At 71.0% G+C, this 19880-nt stretch carries 14 protein-coding genes; 7 read left to right on the top strand and 7 right to left on the bottom strand.

Annotation, left to right across the window (positions count from 1 at the left end):
• The first annotated feature begins 166 nt into the window (after positions 1–166).
• On the top strand, positions 167–5248 hold the full coding sequence (locus ACN263_RS24250; RefSeq protein ID WP_422736619.1) for an NAD-glutamate dehydrogenase: 5082 nt from the start codon (positions 167–169) through the stop codon (positions 5246–5248).
• Between the two features lie 64 nt (positions 5249–5312).
• Here ACN263_RS24250 and ACN263_RS24245 read toward each other — a convergent pair whose 3' ends face one another.
• Positions 5313–6002 (bottom strand): class F sortase, encoded by a 690-nt coding sequence (locus tag ACN263_RS24245; RefSeq protein WP_422736618.1) that lies wholly within the window; start codon positions 6000–6002, stop codon positions 5313–5315.
• 1 nt (position 6003) lies between these two features.
• A complete protein-coding gene (locus tag ACN263_RS24240) occupies positions 6004–7236 on the bottom strand; it encodes a hypothetical protein (protein ID WP_422736617.1) in 1233 nt (410 codons plus the stop codon).
• A gap of 587 nt (positions 7237–7823) precedes the next feature.
• On the opposite strand from ACN263_RS24240, the gene ACN263_RS24235 reads away from it, so the two are divergent.
• Complete coding sequence (locus tag ACN263_RS24235; RefSeq protein WP_422736616.1) at positions 7824–9632, top strand: glycoside hydrolase family 6 protein; 1809 nt, start codon at positions 7824–7826, stop codon at positions 9630–9632.
• 123 nt (positions 9633–9755) lie between these two features.
• Here ACN263_RS24235 and ACN263_RS24230 read toward each other — a convergent pair whose 3' ends face one another.
• The 5 genes from ACN263_RS24230 to ACN263_RS24210 form a co-directional block, all read right to left on the bottom strand.
• On the bottom strand, positions 9756–10142 hold the full coding sequence (locus tag ACN263_RS24230) for a hypothetical protein (protein WP_422736615.1): 387 nt from the start codon (positions 10140–10142) through the stop codon (positions 9756–9758).
• 116 nt (positions 10143–10258) lie between these two features.
• Positions 10259–10567, bottom strand: coding sequence for a hypothetical protein (locus ACN263_RS24225; protein ID WP_422736614.1), 309 nt, complete (start codon positions 10565–10567; stop codon positions 10259–10261).
• Between the two features lie 15 nt (positions 10568–10582).
• On the bottom strand, positions 10583–12241 hold the full coding sequence (locus ACN263_RS24220; RefSeq protein ID WP_422736613.1) for a sodium:solute symporter family protein: 1659 nt from the start codon (positions 12239–12241) through the stop codon (positions 10583–10585).
• 417 nt (positions 12242–12658) lie between these two features.
• Positions 12659–13699, bottom strand: a complete 1041-nt coding sequence (locus tag ACN263_RS24215) for a hypothetical protein (protein ID WP_422736612.1) — start codon at positions 13697–13699, stop codon at positions 12659–12661.
• Positions 13700–13710: 11 nt separating this feature from the next.
• Entirely contained in the window at positions 13711–14310 is a 600-nt protein-coding gene (locus ACN263_RS24210; RefSeq protein WP_422740806.1) for a hypothetical protein, read from the bottom strand.
• Positions 14311–14729: 419 nt separating this feature from the next.
• Between ACN263_RS24210 and ACN263_RS24205 the strand changes: the two genes are divergently transcribed.
• The 5 genes from ACN263_RS24205 to ACN263_RS24185 all read left to right on the top strand — a co-directional run bounded on the left by ACN263_RS24205 (position 14730) and on the right by ACN263_RS24185 (position 19716).
• Positions 14730–17168 carry a nitrate- and nitrite sensing domain-containing protein gene (locus tag ACN263_RS24205; protein WP_422736611.1) on the top strand — a complete coding sequence of 813 codons (2439 nt, stop codon included), beginning with the start codon at positions 14730–14732 and terminating at the stop codon, positions 17166–17168.
• 12 nt (positions 17169–17180) lie between these two features.
• Positions 17181–17603 (top strand): roadblock/LC7 domain-containing protein, encoded by a 423-nt coding sequence (locus ACN263_RS24200; RefSeq protein WP_396804272.1) that lies wholly within the window; start codon positions 17181–17183, stop codon positions 17601–17603.
• A complete protein-coding gene (locus tag ACN263_RS24195; protein WP_422736610.1) occupies positions 17593–17982 on the top strand; it encodes a DUF742 domain-containing protein in 390 nt (129 codons plus the stop codon). Before ACN263_RS24200 ends, ACN263_RS24195 begins: the two co-directional genes overlap by 11 nt.
• Entirely contained in the window at positions 17963–18565 is a 603-nt protein-coding gene (locus tag ACN263_RS24190) for a GTP-binding protein (protein ID WP_421472855.1), read from the top strand. Before ACN263_RS24195 ends, ACN263_RS24190 begins: the two co-directional genes overlap by 20 nt.
• 113 nt (positions 18566–18678) lie before the next feature.
• Positions 18679–19716, top strand: a complete 1038-nt coding sequence (locus ACN263_RS24185; protein ID WP_422736609.1) for a lactonase family protein — start codon at positions 18679–18681, stop codon at positions 19714–19716.
• Positions 19717–19880 lie beyond the last annotated feature (164 nt).

Here is a 19880-nt window from a genome sequence, read left to right as displayed (position 1 = left end):
CGGCGGGGTATCCCGCAACCGGCCAACCTCGGACCCGCAACGGGTGAAAGGACAGAGTCCCGATCCGACGTCCGGCCAGCGGTCCGCTGACGAAGGCGGCGAGCGGCACGCATAGGCTGGGCGGCAGAGTGACCCACAACGCGGTGGGTCGAGGGGAGTGGCACCGATGGACCGGCGTCCGGCGATCAAACCGGAACCCGACCTCCGGCAGGATGACACCGGCCGGGACGACGACAGCTTCGATTCGGCGACCGACGGGGACGGCTACGGCCGGCTCGACACGGGCGTCACCGGGCTGACCGGGTCGAGCATCGACACCATCTACGATCTGGGTCTGCCGACCGAGGCGTTGACCGACGACGTGGAGGACGCCGAGCTCGACGAGCCGGTACCCAACGCGGAGCGGCTGGTGGCCCAGGCTGTCGCGCTCGCCGGGGACGACCACGACGCGGCGACCCTGGTCGGTCGCTTCTGGCGGTTCGCCCCGGACGAGGAACTGGTCGGCTTCACGGCGGAGGAGATGCTCGACGCGGCCCGGGCGCACCGGGACCTCGCGCAGCAGCGGGTGCCGGGCGAGTTGAAGCTGCGCATCCACGAGCCGCACGCCGACCAGCACCACACCGTCGTCGAGATCGTCACCGACGACATGCCGTTCCTGGTCGACTCGGTGACCGCGCTGCTCAACTCGTACCACCTGGACGTCCACCTGCTGGTGCATCCGCTGGTGGTGGTCCGGCGTGAGCCGTTGGGTCGGCTCACCGAGGTCTCCGCGGACGTGGAGCCGGACGACGCTATCGCCGGTGACATCGTCGAGAGCTGGATGCGGATCGAGATCGACCCGGTCCGGGACGCGGCCGAGCGGGACCGATTGCGCCGCGAGCTGCAACGGGTGCTCACCGACGTACGGGAGGCCGTGGAGGACTGGCCGAAGATGCGTCAGCGGGCCCTCGCGCTCGCCGACGAGCTGGCCTCGGCGCGTACCTCCGACAACCGCCCACCCGTGCCGGAGAAGGACATCACCGACTCGGTGGAGCTGCTGCGCTGGCTCGCGCACGACCACTTCACGTTCCTCGGCTACCGCGAGTACCGCCTGGTCGACGCCCCCGACGGGAACACCGCGGACCCGGTGGACGGCAAGGCCCTCGAAGCGGTGCTCGGCACCGGGCTGGGCATCCTGCGTTCGGACTCCCCGGACGCCCGGTCGTTGTCGTCGATGAACCCCGAGGCGCACGAGAAGGTGCTGGAGAAGCGCCTGCTCATCATCACCAAGGCCAACTCGCGGGCCACCGTGCACCGTTCGGCGTACCTGGACTACATCGGCTTCAAGATCTTCGACGAGTCCGGCGAGGTCGTCGGTGAGCGGCGGTTCCTGGGTCTGTTCTCCACCGCCGCGTACCGGACCAGCGTCCGGGAGCTGCCGGTGGTGCGCCGCAAGGTCGCCGAGGTGCTCGACCGTTCCGGCCTGAGCCGGCGCAGCCACTCCGGCAAGGACCTGCTCCAGATCCTGGAGACCTACCCGCGCGACGAGCTGTTCCAGATCAAGACCGACGACCTGTACCACGCGGTGATCGGCGTGCTGCGGATGGCGGGCCGCCGGCAGCTGCGGGTGTTCCTGCGCCGGGACGCGTACGGGCGGTTCATCTCCTGCCTCATCTATCTGCCCCGGGACCGGTTCACCACGCAGAACCGGCTGCGCATGCAGGACATCCTGTTGCGCGAGCTGAACGGTGTCGGAGTGGACTACACCACCCGGGTCACCGAGTCGATGCTCGCCCGGATCCACTTCATCGTCCGTACCGACCCGACCCGGCCGCCCGGCGAGATCGACGCCGACCTGCTGGCCGAGGAGCTGGCCGACGCGACCCGGCTCTGGGACGACGACTACCGGCTGGTGCTGGAGCGCAAGCTCGGCGACGAGCAGGCCAAGCACCTGTTCGCCCGGTACGCCGACGCGTTCCCGGAGGGCTACAAGGACGGGCACACGCCGTACGAGGCGATGAAGGACCTGGCCAAGCTGGAGCTGCTGGAGGAGCCCGGCCAGCTCGAGATGCACCTGTTCCGCAAGCAGCTCGCGCCCCGGCCGGGGACCCGGGTGCCGGGCGCCGACCTGGCCGACGAGATGAACGTGCGGTTCAAGGTCTACCGGTACGGCGAGCCGATGATGCTCTCCGCCGTGCTGCCCGTGCTGCACTCGCTCGGCGTACGGGTGGTCGACGAGCACCCGTACGAGGTGGACCGGATCGACGGTCGGGTCTACCTGTACGACTTCGGCCTGATGCTGCCCGAGGGGCACCACGAGTTGGCCGAGGTCCGCCCGCACGTGGAGAACGCGTTCGCGGCGGCCTGGCGCGGCGAGGCCGAGGTGGACCGGTTCAACGAACTGGTGCTGCGCGCCGGACTGACCTGGCGACAGGTGGTGGTGCTGCGGGCGTACGCGAAGTACCTGCGGCAGGCCGGCACGGTCTTCTCGCAGGACTACATGGAGCAGACCTTCATCGCGTACCCGAAGCTCGCCACCCTGTTGGTGGAGCTGTTCGAGACCCGGTTCGCGCCGGGTGAGCTGAGCGCCGAGCAGCGGCAGCAGCGCAGCGGCGAGCTGGTGGAGACGATCCGGAGCGGACTGGACGACGTGGCCAGCCTCGACCAGGACCGGATCCTGCGCTCGTACCTGACGTTGATCGAGGCGACCCTGCGCACCAGCTTCTACCAGAAGCCGGTCGGCGGGCGGCCGAAGGCGTACGTGGCGTTCAAGCTGGACCCGCAGGCCATCCCGGACCTGCCGGCGCCCCGGCCGAAGTTCGAGATCTTCGTGTACTCGCCCCGGTTCGAGGGCGTGCACCTGCGGTTCGGGCCGGTGGCCCGGGGCGGGTTGCGCTGGTCCGACCGCCGGGAGGACTTCCGGACCGAGGTGCTGGGCCTGGTCAAGGCGCAGATGGTGAAGAACACGGTGATCGTGCCGGTGGGCGCCAAGGGCGGCTTCGTGCTGAAGCAGAAGCCGGGGGACCGGGACGAGGCGGTCGCCTGCTACCAGGAGTTCGTCGGCGCGATGCTGGACGTCACCGACAACATCGTCAGCGGGCAGATCGTGCCGCCGGACGACGTGGTCCGGCACGACGGCGACGACCCGTACCTGGTGGTCGCGGCGGACAAGGGCACCGCGACGTTCTCCGACATCGCCAACGAGATCTCGCTGGCGCACAACTTCTGGATGGGCGACGCGTTCGCCTCCGGCGGTTCGGCCGGGTACGACCACAAGAAGATGGGCATCACCGCCCGGGGCGCCTGGGAGTCGGTGAAGCGGCACTTCCGGGAGTTGGGCCTGGACACCCAGACCCAGGACTTCACGGTGGTGGGCGTCGGCGACATGTCCGGTGACGTGTTCGGCAACGGGATGCTGCTCTCCGAGCACATCCGGTTGGTGGCCGCGTTCGACCACCGGCACATCTTCCTGGACCCGGACCCGGACGCCGCCACCTCGTACGCGGAGCGGCGGCGGCTGTTCGACCTGCCCCGTTCCTCCTGGGAGGACTACAACCCGGAGCTGATCTCGGCCGGGGGTGGCATCTTCCCGCGTACCGCGAAGTCGATTCCGATCACGCCGCAGGTCCGGGCGGCGATCGGCCTCGACGACGACGTCACGCAGCTGTCGCCGCAGGAGCTGATGAAGGCGATCGTCACCGCTCCGGTGGACCTGTTCTGGAACGGCGGCATCGGCACGTACGTCAAGGCCTCCACCCAGACCAACGCCGAGGTGGGCGACAAGTCCAACGACGCGATCCGGGTGGACGGGCGCAGCCTGCGCTGCCGGGTGGCGGGCGAGGGCGGCAACCTGGGCTGGACCCAGCTCGGCCGGATCGAGTACGCGTTGACCGGTGGTCGGATCTACACCGACTTCATCGACAACGCGGCCGGTGTGGACACCTCCGACCACGAGGTGAACATCAAGATCCTGCTGAACACCGCGGTGGCCGACGGCGAGCTGACCACCGCCGAGCGGGACGAACTGCTGGCTGGGATGACCGACGAGGTCGCCGAGCTGGTGCTGCGGGACAACTACGACCAGGCTCGGGCGATCAACAACGCCCAGGCCCAGGCGGCGTCGCTGCTCCCGGTGCACCGTCGGATGATCAACGAGCTGGAGCGGTCCGGCGCGTTGGACCGGTCGCTGGAGGCGCTGCCGCCGGACGAGGAGCTGGCGGTCCGGAGCGAGTCCGGCCTGAGCGCGCCGGAGTTCGCCGTGCTGCTCGCGTACGTGAAGATCGTCCTTGAGCGGGAGATCCTCACCGACGGGTTGGCCGACGAGGAGTGGACGTCCGACGTCCTGGTCAACTACTTCCCGACGCCGATGCGGGAGCGGTTCGCCGACCGGATGGGCCGGCACCGGCTGCGCCGCGACATCGTGACCACCGTGCTGGTCAACGAGGCGATCAACCGGGGCGGTATCTCGTTCGTCTTCCGGGTGGTCGAGGAGACCGCCGCCAGCGCCGCGGACGTGATCCGGGCGTACGTGGTGGTCCGCGACGTGTTCGGGTTGCGTGACCTCTGGGACGCGGTGGAGGCGCTGGACAACAAGGTCTCGCCGGAGTTGCAGACCAGCGTCTACCTGGACACCCGTCGGCTGCTCGACCGCGCCGTGCGCTGGCTGGTCACCAACCGGCGCTCGCCGATCGACGTGCCCACCGAGATCGCCCGGCTGCGCGACGGGGTGGCCCGGCTACTGCCGGGGCTGGAGGAGCTGTTCTACGGCGGCGAGCGGCAGGCCATCGCGGCGCACATCGACTCGATGACCGAGCGTGGGCTGCCCCGCGAGTTGGCCGAGCGGGCGACCCGCCTGATGTACAGCTTCGGCCTGCTGGACGTGGTGGAGACCGCGACCCGCAGCGGACGGGACGTCGGCGAGGTGGCCTCGGTCTACTTCGTGCTCTCCGACCTGTTCCGGGTGGACTCGCTGCTGTCGAAGATCTCCCTGCTGCCACGGGAGGACCGCTGGCAGACCCTCGCCCGGATGGCGCTGCGCTACGACCTGTACGCCGCGTTGGCCGCGCTCACCGCCGAGGTGCTCGACTCCACTCCGGACGAGTTGCCGCCGCACGAGCGGGTGCAGCAGTGGGAGCAGTCGAACGCCACGTCGATCCACCGCGCCCGCCGGGCGATGGGGGAGTTCGACGAGTCGCGGGCGGATCTCGCCGCCCTGTCCGTGCTGCTGCGCCAGATCCGCACCCTGGTGCGGACCTCCGCCGCCGCCTGAGTCGGTACGCGGTCCGGCCGGTCGGGTCACCCCGACCGGCCGGACCGCTTTCGGGTACGCGCGCTCAGGTCGTCAGGGTGGCGAAGACGACGATGTTGTCGGGGTAGCTGCGGACGGTCTCGTCGAACTGGCCGCCGCACGTCACCACCCGCAGGCCGGGCCGGTCGTTCGGCCCGTACACCAGCTCGGTGGGGAAGGCCGTCTTCGGGTACGACTTCACCGAGTCGACCCGGAACGTCGCCGGCTGACCGTCTGCCCGCCGCACCGTGATCGTGTCACCGGGCACGAGCGAGCCGAGGTCGAAGAAGACGGCCGGGCCGAGCTTGGCCGAGTCCACGTGTCCGACGATGACCGCGTTGCCGGTCTCACCGGGGCTCGGGCCCGGCTCGTACCAGCCAGCCTGTTCGGCCTGCTCCAGCGGGGGGACCTGGACGGTGCCGTCCGGGTTGGTGCCGAGCGACATGATCGTCGCGTTGACGCCGATCCGGGGGATCTCGATGGTGGTCGGGGCCGACCGGGCGAGCCCGGCCGGGGCGGCCTCGGTATCCGAGGCCGGGACGTCGGTGTCGGTGACCGCCGACCCGGTGACCTCGGGACCGGCCTGGGCCAGCGGCTGCGGGGGTCGGGGAGCGGGCGTGGTTTTCAACGAGGCGCCGATCATGCCGGCGCCGATCATGGCGAGGGTGACGACGACGGCCGCGCCGGCGGCACGCCACGGTCTCCCGTGACGGCCGCCGGCCCGTGTCGCCGTCACGTCAGGCGAGCGAACCATCGGTCCGCCGACGACGCATCAGCACGATCCCGCCGAGCGCGGCAGCGCCGAGCAGGCTCGCGCCACCGGTGGCCAGGCCACGGTCGGTGCCGGTGCTGACGCCACCGTCACCACCGTCGACCCCGCCGTGGGGCAGGACGACCAGTTCGCCCTCGCCGCACGAGCCCTTGAGCTCGTAACGACCCGGCTTGGCGTCCTTGTCGACCTTGGCCTCGCCGTAGTACACGAACTCGCGCTCGTCGTCCCGGCCACGCTCATCCCGGCCGTGGTCCGAGCCGTAGTCGCGGTCCTCGGACTCGTGGCCCTTGGACTCCCAGCCCTTGTCGGAGCCGTATTCGTCGTCGGAGCCGTAGTCGCGGCCTTCGGACTCGTGGCCCTTGGACTCCCAGCCCTTGTCGGAGCCGTATTCGTCGTCGGAGCCGTAGTCGCGGCCTTCGGACTCGTGGCCCTTGGACTCCCAGCCCTTGTCGGAGCCGTATTCGTCGTCGGAGCCGTAGTCGCGGCCTTCGGACTCGTGGCCCTTGGACTCCCAGCCCTTGTCGGAGCCGTACTCGTCGTCCGAGCCGTACTCGCGGTCCTTGGACTCCCAGCCCTTGTCGCCTTCGTCCTTGGACTCCCAGTCCTTCTTGCCCTCGTCCTTGGACTCCCAGTCCTTCTTGCCCTCGTCGTCCCGGCCGTCCTGGCCGTGCTCCTCGCCCTTCCAGTCCTTGCTGTCCTCGTCCTCGTAGGCGTCGGCGGCAGCGCCGCCGCCCTGGCCACCGGGCTGGGCGTCGCCGTGCTCGCCCTTGTCCTTGCCCTTGTCGTCCTTGCCCTCGTGGTCCTTGCCCTTGTCGTCCTTGCCCTCGTGGTCCTTGCCCTTGTCGTCCTTGCCCTTGTCGTCGTCCTTGCCGTGCTCGTCCTTGCCCTTGTCGTCGTGGTCGTAGGAGTCCTCCTCCTCGCTCCACTCGCCGCGGTCCTCGCCCCGGTCGTCCCGCGCCGGCTTGAGCTTGACCTTGCCGGTGACCTTGGACCACACGTACGCGTGCTCCTGCCGATCCGGGCAGATCTCGAGGAGCTTGACCTCGTCGCCGGCCTTCACGATGTGGGGCTTGGCGTAGACCTTGCCGTCCTCGTCGTGGTGACCGTCAGCGAACGCGATACCCGGCGCGAACACCAGGAGCGAAGCGCCACCGAGGGCGGCACCCGCAACGACCTTCCCGAGCATCTTCTTAGCCATGACCTGCGTCACTCCATCCCTGTTGTCCTGAGCCCGGCGACAACCGAGCTAAGACCGACGTTAGACCTTTTCATGACTTATGAAGTGAAAGATTCGCGTTTTGACCTTTGCTGGTGGTAAGAGGCAAAGGGGTGGTACGCGGCTTTCTCTGCCCAGCGTGCCGCCCCGGGCGCTCAGCGCCCGACCGGTGTCGCTCGCGGCGTTGCCGACCCCTCGCACGCTACCGGGCGGGCTTGCCCGGTAACCGACCGCAGGTGCCGCCCGTGTCGCTCGGGGGTATCGTCCGGGTCGAGGGCGGCCGCGCATCGAGCCATTGCCATGGAAGCGCTCCCATGCAAGAATCGGCGCACGCGGTTCGGGGAGCCACACCGCGCAGGCGGGGCGTCGAGGGCATCCGGTTCACCGGACGACAACCGGCCGCCGATCGGTCGGCACGCGCCGGCCAATCACCAACCACCACCACCGCCCGTCCGGGTCGGGCACCCCCAAAAAATCCCGTGGCGCCGGAGGCCGTCCGTGCAGGACGCCCACCGGGCCGTCCCGCCGGGCCGTACGCGAGCCCGGTCTCGCCCAAGGAGATCAGTGGCATGAATGTGTGGAGAAGGTTGTCCGGCCCACGCCGGACCCTCGCGCTCGCCGGCGCGGGCGTTCTGGTCGCCGGCGGGCTGGTGACAATCCCGGTCACCGCGGCGCAGGCCGCGACGCAGTGCGAAATCGGGTACACGACCAACGACTGGCAGGGCGGCTTCACCGCCAACATCACCATCAAGAACCTCGGTGACCCGGTCAACGGTTGGACGCTCGGCTGGACCTTCCCCAACTCCAGCCAGCGGGTTCAGCAGGGTTGGTCGGCCACGTACACCCAGTCCGGCAGCCAGGTCACGGCCCGCAGCATGTCCTACAACGGCACCCTTGGCACCGGTGCGTCGACGACCCTCGGGTTCAACGGCGCGTGGAGCGGCAGCAACCCGAAGCCGACCTCGTTCACCCTGAACGGCGTGGTCTGCAACGGTGGTACCGGTAACCCGACCACCCCGCCGCCCACCACGCCCCCGCCGACCACGCCTCCGCCCACCACGCCTCCGCCCACGACCCCTCCGCCCACCACCGGGCCGCCGCCGACCACCCCGCCCCCCGGCGTGAAGGTCGACAACCCGTACGCCGGTGTGCCCGGGTACGTGAACCCGGAGTGGAAGGCCAAGGCGGACGCCGAGCCCGGCGGTAGCCGCGTCTCGAACAACCCCACCGCCGTCTGGCTGGACCGGATCGCCGCGATCAACGGCACGCCGAACAGCAGCTCCAACGGCGCCTTCGGGGTGAAGGACCACCTGGACGAGGCACTGCGCCAGGGCGCGGGCTACATCCAGTTCGTCATCTACAACCTGCCCGGCCGCGACTGCTCGGCGCTCGCCTCGAACGGTGAGCTGGGCCCGGACGAGCTGCCCCGGTACAAGTCCGAGTACATCGACCCGATCGCCGCGATCCAGAGCGACTCGAAGTACCGGAACATCCGGATCATCAACATCATCGAGATCGACTCGCTGCCGAACCTGGTGACCAACACCTCCGGCCAGGCCGGCGGCACGGTCATGTGTGACACGGTCAAGGCCAACGGTGCCTACGTGAACGGCGTCGGCTACGCCCTCGCCAAGCTGGGCGCGATCGGCAACGTCTACAACTACATCGACGCCGGGCACCACGGCTGGCTCGGTTGGGACAGCAACTTCGGCCCGTCCGCCGAGATCCTGAAGACCGCCGCCGTCGCCTCCGGCAGCACGGTCAACAACGTGCACGGCTTCATCACCAACACCGCGAACTACTCGGCGCTGACCGAGCCGTACTTCAAGGTCACCGACAACGTCAACGGCCAGACGGTGCGGCAGTCCAAGTGGATCGACTGGAACTACTACGTCGACGAGCTGTCCTTCGCCCAGGCGTTCCGGACCAAGCTGGTGTCCCTGGGCTTCAACTCCAACATCGGCATGCTGATCGACACGTCCCGCAACGGCTGGGGCGGCGCCAACCGGCCCACCGGCCCGGGCGCGACGACCAGCGTCGACACGTACGTCAACGGTGGTCGCGTCGACCGTCGGTACCACGCCGGCAACTGGTGCAACCAGGCCGGTGCGGGTCTCGGCGAGCGGCCTCGGGCGAACCCGGCCACGGGTATCGACGCCTACGTCTGGGTGAAGCCCCCGGGTGAGTCGGACGGCTCCAGCTCGGAGATCCCGAACAACGAGGGCAAGGGCTTCGACCGGATGTGCGACCCGACGTACGGCGGCAACGCCCGCAACGGCAACAACCCGACCGGTGCCCTGCCGAACGCTCCGATCTCCGGCGCGTGGTTCTCGGCGCAGTTCCGGGAGCTGATGCAGAACGCCTACCCCGCGCTCTGAGCGGGCAGCTCACGCGCCAACCCGCCCCCGGCAGTAGGTGAGGCACTGCCGGAGGCAGGTTTCCCCGGGGTCCCCGGTCCGACCAGTACGGTCGGGCCGGGGACCCCCCTTTTACGGCTCAGGTCAGGGCACCGTGCGTTCGATCGCCGCACGGCCGTGTTCGGCCAGGTCGCGGCGCGCCTTCTCCAGGTTCTCCGGGGTGAGGTCCTGTCCCCGGGCCATCACCAGGTCCTCCGGCTCCCAGGGCTGCTCGGCCCCGGTACGGATGTTGTCGCCCCCCGCGCCGGTGCCGGTGCCGGTCGCGCCGGTTCCGGCGGCGTAGGGGTCGCCGAGCAGGTCGTCGGTCTCCGGAGCGAGGTCCGGTTGCCGCCCGCGGGGTTCGGTGAAGGTCGGCGTGTCCCGGTCCGGGCCGCCCCCGGTCCGCAGCTCCGGCACGGTGGTGTCGTCGTCCACCGCGGCGGCCGTTTGCGGGCTCTCCTCCAGCGGCGGTCGGCGGTCGCGATCGGTCATGGTGCTGCCTCCTGTGTCCGACACGGTGCCTGATCCCCCTCGCGTACCCCGTGCGCGGGCACCCATGCGCGCCGCCGGCGCCGCCCGGGTGGACGGCGCCGGCGGGCGGACCTGGCTCAGTGGTCGGGCTGCGACTCGTTCGCGGACGGCGCCTCCGCCGGGCGTAGCCACTGCCAGAGCAGCATGACCAGGCCGAAGGCGAGCATCGCCAGCCCCGCCCACAGGTTGATCCGGACACCCTCGGCCTTGTCGATCTCGGCCCGGCTGTCGAAGATGCCGATCAGCGTCACGATGACCCCGTACGCCACGAAGAGACCACCGATCACCCGACGGATGTCGAACAGTCGGGCGGCGGCGGAGCGCCGCTCCTCGGCCTGCGTCTCGTCGATCAACGGGTCCTGCGCCGGCTCGCCGTCGTTGCTCATCTGCCGACTCCTTTCCTAGAAGACCGGGATGTAGAAGAGGGCCGCGAGCGCGACGGCGATCACGCCGAGCAGCACGGGGGAGCGGTACCAGACGGCGTCCCCGGCGAGCACGTCGCCCTTCAGGTCGACGCCGCCCAATCCGTAGACCAGCCCGCGCAGCTCCTCGTCGCGTTTGGGCGCGGTGATCGGAGTGAGGATGGCGGCGACCAGCGCCACGGTGACGAACGCGATGCCGGCGCCCCAGAAGCTCTCCTCCAGGTCGGAGTTGAAGTCGACCACGCCGCCCTTGTAGAGCAGGTACGTGGCCAGCGACGCCAGGGTGCCGAGCAGCAGCGACCAGAAGCCCGCGAGCGCGCTCATTCGCTTCCAGAACATGCCGATGATGAAGGTGGCGAACAGCGGGGCGTTGAACAGGGAGAAGAGCGCCTGGATGTAGTTCATGATGTTGCTGAACCCGGACGCGATGAACGCCGTCCCGATGCCGATCACCACGGCCCCGACGGTCGCCCACCGGCCGATCCGCAGGTAGTACTCGTCGGACCGGCCGCGGCGGACGTACGCCTGCCAGATGTCGTAGGTGAAGACGGTGTTGAAACCACTCACGTTGGCCGCCATGCCGGCCATGAACGACGCGAGCAGGCCGGTGACCGCCACCCCGAGCACGCCGTTGGGCAGCAGGTCCCGCATCAGCAGCGGGATGGCGTTGTTGTACTGCAGGTCGCCCTTGTCCGCGCCGAGCCCCTTCACCGTCACCAGGGCCACCAGACCCGGGATGATCGTGACCAGGGGGATGAACAGCTTCGGGTACGCGGCGATGATCGGCGTACGCCGGGCAGCGCTCATGTTCTTGGCGGACAGGGCGCGCTGCACCTCGGCGAAGTTCGTCGTCCAGTAGCCGAACGAGAGCACGAAGCCGAGACCGAAGACGATGCCGATCCACTGCGCGCCGAGCGGGTTGGCGGTGCTGCCGGTGTCCTGCCAGGTGTGCAGGCCCGCCTCGCCGAGCGGGGAGTCGCGGACCGCGTCCATCAGCCCGCTCACCCCGCCGACCTTCACCAGGCCGATCACGGTGACCGGGATGAGGCCGGCCAGGATGACGAAGAACTGGAGCACCTCGTTGTAGATCGCCCCGGACAGCCCGCCGATGGTGATGTAGGCCAGCACGATCACCGCGCCCACCACGATCGCCGTCCAGAGCGGCCAGCCGAGCAGCGCCTGCATGACGAGGGCCAACGCGTAGAGGTTCACACCGGCGATCAGCACCTGGGCGACGGCGAAGCTCAGCGCGTTCAGCAGGTGGGTCGGTCGGTTGAAGCGCAACCGCAGGTACTCCGGGACGCTGCGGACCTTGGAGCCGTAGTAGAAGGGCATCATCACGATGCCCAGGAAGACCATCGCCGGCACCGCGCCGATCCAGTAGTAGTGGACCGTCATCGCGCCGTACTGGGCCCCGTTGGCCGCCATGCCGATGATCTCCAGCGCCCCGAGGTTCGCCGAGACGAAGGCGAGGCCGGTCACCCAGGCCGGCAGGGAACGGCCGGAGAGGAAGAAGTCGACGCTGGTCCGGATCGCCCGCCGGGCGGCGAAGCCGACCCCGAGGACGGTGACGAAGTACAGCGCGAGGATCAGGTAGTCCAGCCCGTTCATGTTGAGCCGCAGGCCGCCGCCGTCCATCTCGTCACCCCTCGTCCGACGTTGGCACCGGATTCGATGCGCGCGCCCTATTACCCCGTGGACGGACTTTCACGCCTGCCTGTCTGATCCGTGGGGTTCCGCCCTCGCCGAGCGAACTCTCCTCGCGTACGCGCGTCGGGGCGTATTGCGGCGGCAAGCGTCGGCGGCCGATGCCCCGGCGGCGGATGCCCGGGGGCGGGGGCAGGTGGGTGGGGCAGGTCCTTTGCTCTGCTTCAGCCGGGGCAACGGCTGGCGTCCGATATTCGGACCCCAGGTGTTGCCTATGGTGAAGCAGAGCAAAGGGGTGGAGTGGGGTTAGGTGGGTCGGGTGGCCCGGCGGGCGCGAACGCGGACCGGACGCGGACGCGAAACGGGGCACCCGGCCGGTGTCGGCCGAGCGCCCCGTGGGCCGGTGGGTCAGCGACCCAGGACGCGGTCCAGGAAGTCCCGGTAGTTGCGGACCGCCATCCGGAGTTGCTCGGTGTCCGCCGAGCCGGCGTCCTGCCAGCCGCCAAGCGTGTTCTTCTGCGCCGCCAGCGCCGAGGCGAGAGCCTGGATGGCCTCCTCGACCAGGGCCTGCGCCTCGCCGGCCGCGGCGTGCGGATCGTCGACGAACCGAAGCTGCACGTCCCGCCAGCGGTCCCGGAAACCCTGCGCAGTGTCCCCGTCGAGGAGCGTGGCCGCGTCGGTGGCGACGGTCGAACCGGCGGGCCGTGACGTCCCGGCCGACTCCAGCGAGCCGCCGACACCCTCGGTGGTGACCGGCTCGGCGTCCGCGTCCGGGTCCACCATCTCCGGCGTGGCGCTGCCGTAGCCGGCCGTGGCCGCGTCGTCCCGGTTGCCCGGCACGACGACGGTCCGCGCGGAGGCGTCGGTCGCGTCGCCCCGCCCGTCGTCGTCCCGATCATCGACCTCGTCGTCGTTCCGGTCGGTCTCCACGAAATCGTCGCGGCGGTGCAGTTCGGCGGTCGGGTCGGCGCGCAGGCCCTCCCGCTCACCGTCCTCCGCGCCGTCGCCCGGCGCGGCGGTCCGCTCGGCCCGCGGGTCGGGCTGGTCCTGCGGACGTGGGCTGGCCAGGGCGGACGCGGCCACCGCGTCGGCGACCGTGGTCGCGCCGAACGCGGTCGGCAGCGGACCCGGCTCGTGGAAGCCACCCTCGTCGTCGGTCCGGTTCCGGCGGTCGTCGTCGGCCCGGTCGTCGTCGGTCCGGTCGTCCTCGGTCCGGTCGAGCCGGACGCCCGGGTCGGTGCCGTTGGCCCGCTCGTGGTCGCCGGTCGGGACGTCGTCGGCGGTCCGCGCGTCGTCGACGGTCGGATCGTCGAAGGTGCCCCGGTCGTCCAGGGCGTCCTCGGGTACGTCGGAGTGGGCGGCCCGGTCGCGGTTCGGCGGCACCGGTACCGGCGCGGACCGGACGGCCTCCGGGTGGTCGTTGCTCACCTGCTGCTCTTCGTGGCGCATCGGTGGCCTCCTCAGCGGCTCGTGGCGTCGTGCGGAGTGTCCGGGTGGGAACGCTGTTCGGGTGTGCGCTGTCCGACCGGCTCTTCGCCGAGCAGGTCGGCGAAGAGGGACCGGTAGTGCACGACCGCCTGCCGCAGCTCCTCGGTGGTCGCCTCACCCCGGGAGTTGCGCAGGTGGATCTCGTGCGCGTCGCGGTAGTTGGTCAGGGTGCGCGCGTGCTCGACGGAGAGGTGGGCGAGCTGGTCGGAGAAGTCCCCGGTCGGGTAGCCCTGCTCCTCGATGAGTCGGGTGACCAGTTCGTCCGCGTCACCCACGGTCTCGCCCGGCGAGTCGATGAAGCGGATCTGGAGCTCCTCCCAGGCGGCGGCGTAACGCGCCCGCGACTCCGGGCTGAGCGGGGTGAGCGTGAGTTCGGCGTGCCGGCGTTCCCGGTCGCGGAGCTCACGCTCCGCCGCGGACCGGCTCTCCTGCTCCTGCACCACCCGGTCGTACTCCGGTCCGAACCGGCTCTGCAGCGCGCGACGGCGGCCGGCCGTCCGGACGACCACGGCGATCGCCGCGATGATCACCAGCACGACGAGCACGATGACGATTATCTGCGTGGGCGACATGGGCTCCTCCTTCGTCATCTGGTATTCCCTCCGCCTACTGATCGCCAATCCCGATCCGAGGGACTTTCCTCGCCGATCGCGGTCCGGTGTCGCCGCAGCTGACAAAAACCTGACTCATTCCAGATAGTCCGCGTGGGCGGGCTGGGCCCCGTCGTACGCGTTGGCCGGCAACGTCTGATCCGTTCCCGCCCAGCACCAGCGCCCGGGGAGCGCGCCGCCGGGGCCGCGTCGCCTGCCGGTGGAGGCGCGCTCGGCAGCGCGGATGCCGCCCGGCGGCGGTAGTGCAACCGGGCATGATTACGTATCCTGCCCAAGGCGCGCGCGCCGGTGCCCGGCCCGACGGCCGGGTACGCGACCGGCGAGCGCGCTGCCCGGCGGTGCCGGCGCCCCTCCTGCCACCCCTTGACGGGCGAGGTCTGATGAGAACCCGCGACTGGCCGATCCGCTCGAAGCTGACCGCGTTGGTCGTCGCACCGGTGACCGCGCTCCTCGCGCTGTGGATCTTCGCGACGACGTTGACCTTCGTTCCCGCGCTGAACCTGCTCTCCGCGCGGACCCTGCTCTACGACCTGGGCCGTCCCGGCGAGGTGGTGGTCACCGAGTTGCAACGCGAGCGTCGCCTCTCGGTGGTGCAGCTCGCCGGCACCACCGAACTGCCCGCCCTGGCCGAGCAGCGCCTGCGTACCGACCGGGCGGTGGCCGAGCTGCGCCGCCGCGTGGACGGGGAGGCGTTGCGCGACGCCGCCGACGACCTGCTGCAGGACCGCGTCGACCGACTGGTCACCGCGCTGGCGGCGCTGCCCACCGGGCGGGACTTCATCGACGACGGGATGATGGACCGCGCGGGCGCGATCGGCCTCTACAGCGGCATGGTCTCGGCGGCCTTTCAGGCGTTCTCCGCGATGGCGAACCTGAGCGATCCCGGCATCAACCGGCAGGCGCTGGCCCTCACCGCGCTGGGCCGATCCCGAGAGCTGCTGGGCCAGACCGACGCGATGCTGGCCGGCGTGCTGACCGCCGGGAAGTTCGGCAACGGAGAGCACGCGCTGCTCGTGCAGACCATCGGCAACCAGCGGTGGCTCACCGAGAGCGCGGTGGCCGACCTGCCCGAGACCGGGCGCACCGCGTACCAGCGGCTCAGCGAGAGTCCCGATTTCACCAGCCTGCGGGCCATGCAGGACGCGTTGATCGGCGCCAACCGGTCCGGCCGTCCACCGGTGGACGCCGCGGCGTGGCAGGCCAGCCATGACGCCGTTCAGCGGGAGTTGCGCGACTTCGAACTGGCCGAGGCCGACAACCTCACCGACCGCTCGGTGCCGATGGCGGTCGGCATCCTGGTCCGGCTCGCCGCCGCCGGGGTGCTCGGCCTGGTCGCCGTGGTGGTCTCGGTGCTGGTGGCGCTGCGGGTCGGCCGCACCCTGGTCCGGCGGCTCAGCGGAGTCCGTACCGCCGCCCTGGAACTGGCCGAGCACCGACTGCCCGACGTGGTGGCGCGGCTGCGTCGCGGCGAACACGTCGACGTCGCCCGCGAAGCCCCACCCCTGGAGTACGGCAACGACGAGATCGGAGAGGTCGGGCGGGCCTTCACCGAGGTGCAGCGCACCGCCGTCCAGGCGGCCGTGGACGAGGTCACCCTGCGCCGCGGCCTCAACGAGGTGTTCCTCAACATCGCCCGTCGCAGCCAGGGTCTGGTACACCGGCAGTTGCACCTGCTGGACCGGATGGAGCGGCGCGCCGAGGACCCGGACGAGCTGGCCGAGCTGTTCCAGGTGGACCACCTGGCCACTCGACTCCGCCGGCACGCCGAGGACCTGGTCATCCTGGCCGGCGCCGCGCCGGGCCGCGGGTGGCGCAACCCGGTCGCGATGGTCGACCTGGTTCGTGGGGCGATCAGCGAGGTCGAGGCGTACGACCGGGTGGACATCACCGCCGTGCAGCCGGCCGGCGTGCTGGGCCGGGCGGTCGGCGACATCATCCACCTGCTCGCCGAGCTGGTGGAGAACGCCACCGCCTTCTCCCCGCCGGACACCCGGGTGACCATCACCGGTGAGCAGACCACCGACGGGTACGTCCTGTCCGTCACCGACCAGGGGCTCGGCATGTCGGCCGCCGCGCTCGAGAACGCCAACACCCGGCTGACCAGCTCGCCCGAGTTCGATCCGGCGCAGAGCGCCCGCCTCGGCCTGTTCGTGGTGGCCCGGCTGGCGGCGCGGCACTCCGTACGCGTGCGACTGCGGTCCCCCGAGACGGGCGGCGTCACCGCCGTGGTGCTGATCCCCACTGACCTGGTCACCGCCGAGCCGCCGGCCGGCCCCGACCCGGCCTCACTGGCCGCCGCGCCCGGTGACCGGCGGCTGACCCGGCCCGTACGCCGGACCACGGCACCTCGGCCCCGCGCCGCTCGTACCCCCTCGTCGTCGGTCGCCAGCAGCGACCCGCCCACGCTGGCCCTGCCCGCGGGCCCGGCGACCGACGCGCCGGCCGCGAACGACGGGCCGGCCTCCGACGGGACGCCGGACGACCTGGAGGGGCTGCCCCGCCGGGTGCGGCGGCGTACCCCCAACGCCCTGCCCCGGTCCACCGCCGCCGACACGCCGTCCCCCCGCTCGCCGGAGGAGGTACGTCGGGTGATGGCGGCCCTGCAGGCCGGCACCGCCCGGGGTCGGGCGACCGTCGTCACCCCGGCGGCCTCGACCCGCGCCCCCTCGTCCCCGCCTCCCGCAGCGCCGGCGATCCCGGCCGCTGCGCCGACGGCGGCCCCGGCGCACCGACCTGCGGCGGCCCCCGACACGGGGGACGCCGCCGATGCGGAATCCGCTGCGCCGGCCCCCGAGGCCTTTCGAACCGACAGCGACTGAGAGGGACGCCTAGTGCGGGAAACGACGAAGCAGAGCGCCAGCCTCGACTGGTTGCTCGACGAGCTGGTGCAACGGGTTCCGGCCGCCCGGGAGGCGGTGGTGCTTTCCGCCGACGGACTGCTGCTCGGCTCCTCGGCCGAGTTGGAACGCGCCGACGCCGAGCACCTCTGCGCGCTCGCCGCCGGCTTCTCCAGCCTGGCCCGGGGCGCGAGTCACCACGTGGACGGTGGCCCGGTCCGGCAGACCGTGGTGGAGATGGAGTCGGCGTACCTCTTCGTCACCACCGCCGGCCAGGGCGCCTGCCTGGCGGTGGTGAGCGATGCGGACGCGGACATCGGCCTGGTCGCGTACGAGATGGCGATGCTGGTCATCCGGGTGGGGGAGAACCTGACCGCGTCGGCCCGACCGTCCGCGGACGCCGGTGATGCGGACTGAGCCGCCCGGCCCCCAGCACGAGTGGCTGGACGGCGACGCGGGCCCGGTGGTCCGTCCGTACACGCTCACCGGCGGTCGGGTACGCCCCGCCGCCGGCGGCTTCGACCTGGTCGCGTTCGTGCTGGCCGGCGCGGACCTCGACCCGGCCGCTCATCCGCAGTTGCCGCCCGAGCACCGCCGGCTGGTCGAGTTGGCCGGTCACCCGGTCTCGGTGGCCGAGCTGGCGGCCGAGCTGGACCTCGCGGTCGGGGTGATCCGGGTGCTGCTCGGTGACCTCCTCGCGCAGGGCCTGGTCGCGGTGCACGAGCCGCCGGCCGGCCGCGATCTTCCCAACGACGACATCCTCAAGGCGGTGGTCAGTGGACTCCGTGCGCTATGACCATGCGGGCTCAGCCGTCACCGTCCCGCTGGCACTGAAGATCCTCATCGCGGGCGGCTTCGGCGCCGGCAAGACGACGCTGGTGAGCGCGTTGAGCGAGGTCCGACCGTTGCAGACCGAGGAGGTGCTGACCGACGCCGGCATCGGCACCGACGACCTCTCGGGGGTGGAGGGCAAGACGACCACCACCGTGGCGATGGACTTCGGCCGGATCACCATCAACGACGACCTCCAGGTGTACCTGTTCGGCACCCCCGGCCAGGACCGGTTCTGGTTCCTCTGGGACGAGCTGGCCTTCGGCGCGCTCGGCGCGGTGGTGCTCGCGGACACCCGGCGTCTGGCCGACTGCTTCCCCTCGATCGACTACTTCGAGCAGCGCGGCATCCCGTTCGTGGTGGGGGTGAACTGTTTCGAGGACACCCGTCGCTTCGACCTGGAGACCGTACGCCGGGCACTCGACCTGGACCCGGACGTGCCGATGGTGCTCTGCGACGCCCGGGACCGGCAGTCCGGCAAGCTGGTGCTCATCTCCCTGGTCGAGCACGTGGCCCGGCAGCGTGGCGAGCCGGTGCCGGCCTCCTGAACCGCCACCGCGTGCCCGGCGGGCCGCTCCGGCGTCGAAAAGCCGGTTAGCCGGCCGGCTTCCTGGGCAGCTCTGGTTGGATCTACTCCAGGATGTCGGCGAAGGGGTGCAGCGTGACTGGTCAGGGCGGAATCGTCCACATCGGGGGTTACACCGCGCAGAGCGGCGGGCGGGCGGATGGCATCGTCGCCGCCCACCGGGACCCGGCGACCGGGGCCCTGACACCGCTCGGCACGGTGGCGGTCACGCCGTCGCCGTCGTTCCTCGCCCGGCACCCCAGCCGGCCGGTGCTCTACGCGGTCAACGAGTTGACCGAGGGTCAGGTCAGCGCCTGGCAGGTGGGGTCGGACGGCGCGCTGGACGCGCTCGGCAGCTTCTCGACCGGCGGCGCGGATCCCTGTCACCTGGCGGTGCTGCCCGACGGTGGGCACCTGGTGGCGGCCAACTACAGCAGCGGCAGCGTCGCGGTCTTCCCGCTCGACGCGCGGGGCGTGCCCGGCGAACGCAGCGACCTCGTGGTGCACGAGGGCCACGGCGCCGACCCGGAACGCCAGGAGCGGGCGCATGCCCACATGGTCTCGCCGGGCCGCGACCGGGAGCCCCTGCTGGCCGTGGATCTCGGCACCGACTCGGTCTACCGGTACGACCTGGACGGCGCGAGCGGGCGGCTGGTGCCGCGCGGTCCCCGGATGCGCACGGCGCCGGGCACCGGGCCCCGGCACCTGGCCCGGCACCCCGACGGTCGGCGCTGCTACCTGGTCGGCGAGCTGGACGGCACGGTCACCGCGTACGACCTGACCGAGGACGGATCGCTGCACCAGCGTGGCCGGGTCGACGCGAGCGGACGGACCGGTCACATCCAGCCGTCGGAGGTCGCCGTCGACCCGGACGGCCGTCTCCTCTACGTGGCGAACCGTGGCGTCGGCACCATCGCCGTCTTCGACCTGGCCGGTGAGCTGCCCGCGCTGGTGTCCGAGGTGGACACCGGCGGGGAGTGGCCGCGCCACTTCGCGCTGATCGGGGATCATCTCTACGTCGCCGACGAGCGGGCGGACATGGTCCGGGTCTTCCGACGCGACCCGAGCACCGGCGTGCCGGCTCCGGTGGGCGAGCCCGTGCCGGTGGCGAGCCCGACGTGCGTCCTGCCGTGAGCGGACGGAACGACGGACGCTAATGCGAGAGCGCGACGGGTTTGGCAACACCGTGGGGCCGATTCATCACTCTCTGTTGCTGAACGGTGATCAACTGTTTCTCCTGCGTAACTTTAGTCCGAACGGATGTGGCAGAGACGGCACCTAATACGCAAGATGGTCAG

Source organism: Micromonospora sp. WMMD729, from assembly GCF_049315225.1.
GTDB lineage: Bacteria > Actinomycetota > Actinomycetes > Mycobacteriales > Micromonosporaceae > Micromonospora.
The sequence above is the reverse complement of the archived record's forward strand: the minus strand, read 5'-3'. Positions and strand labels throughout refer to the sequence as shown.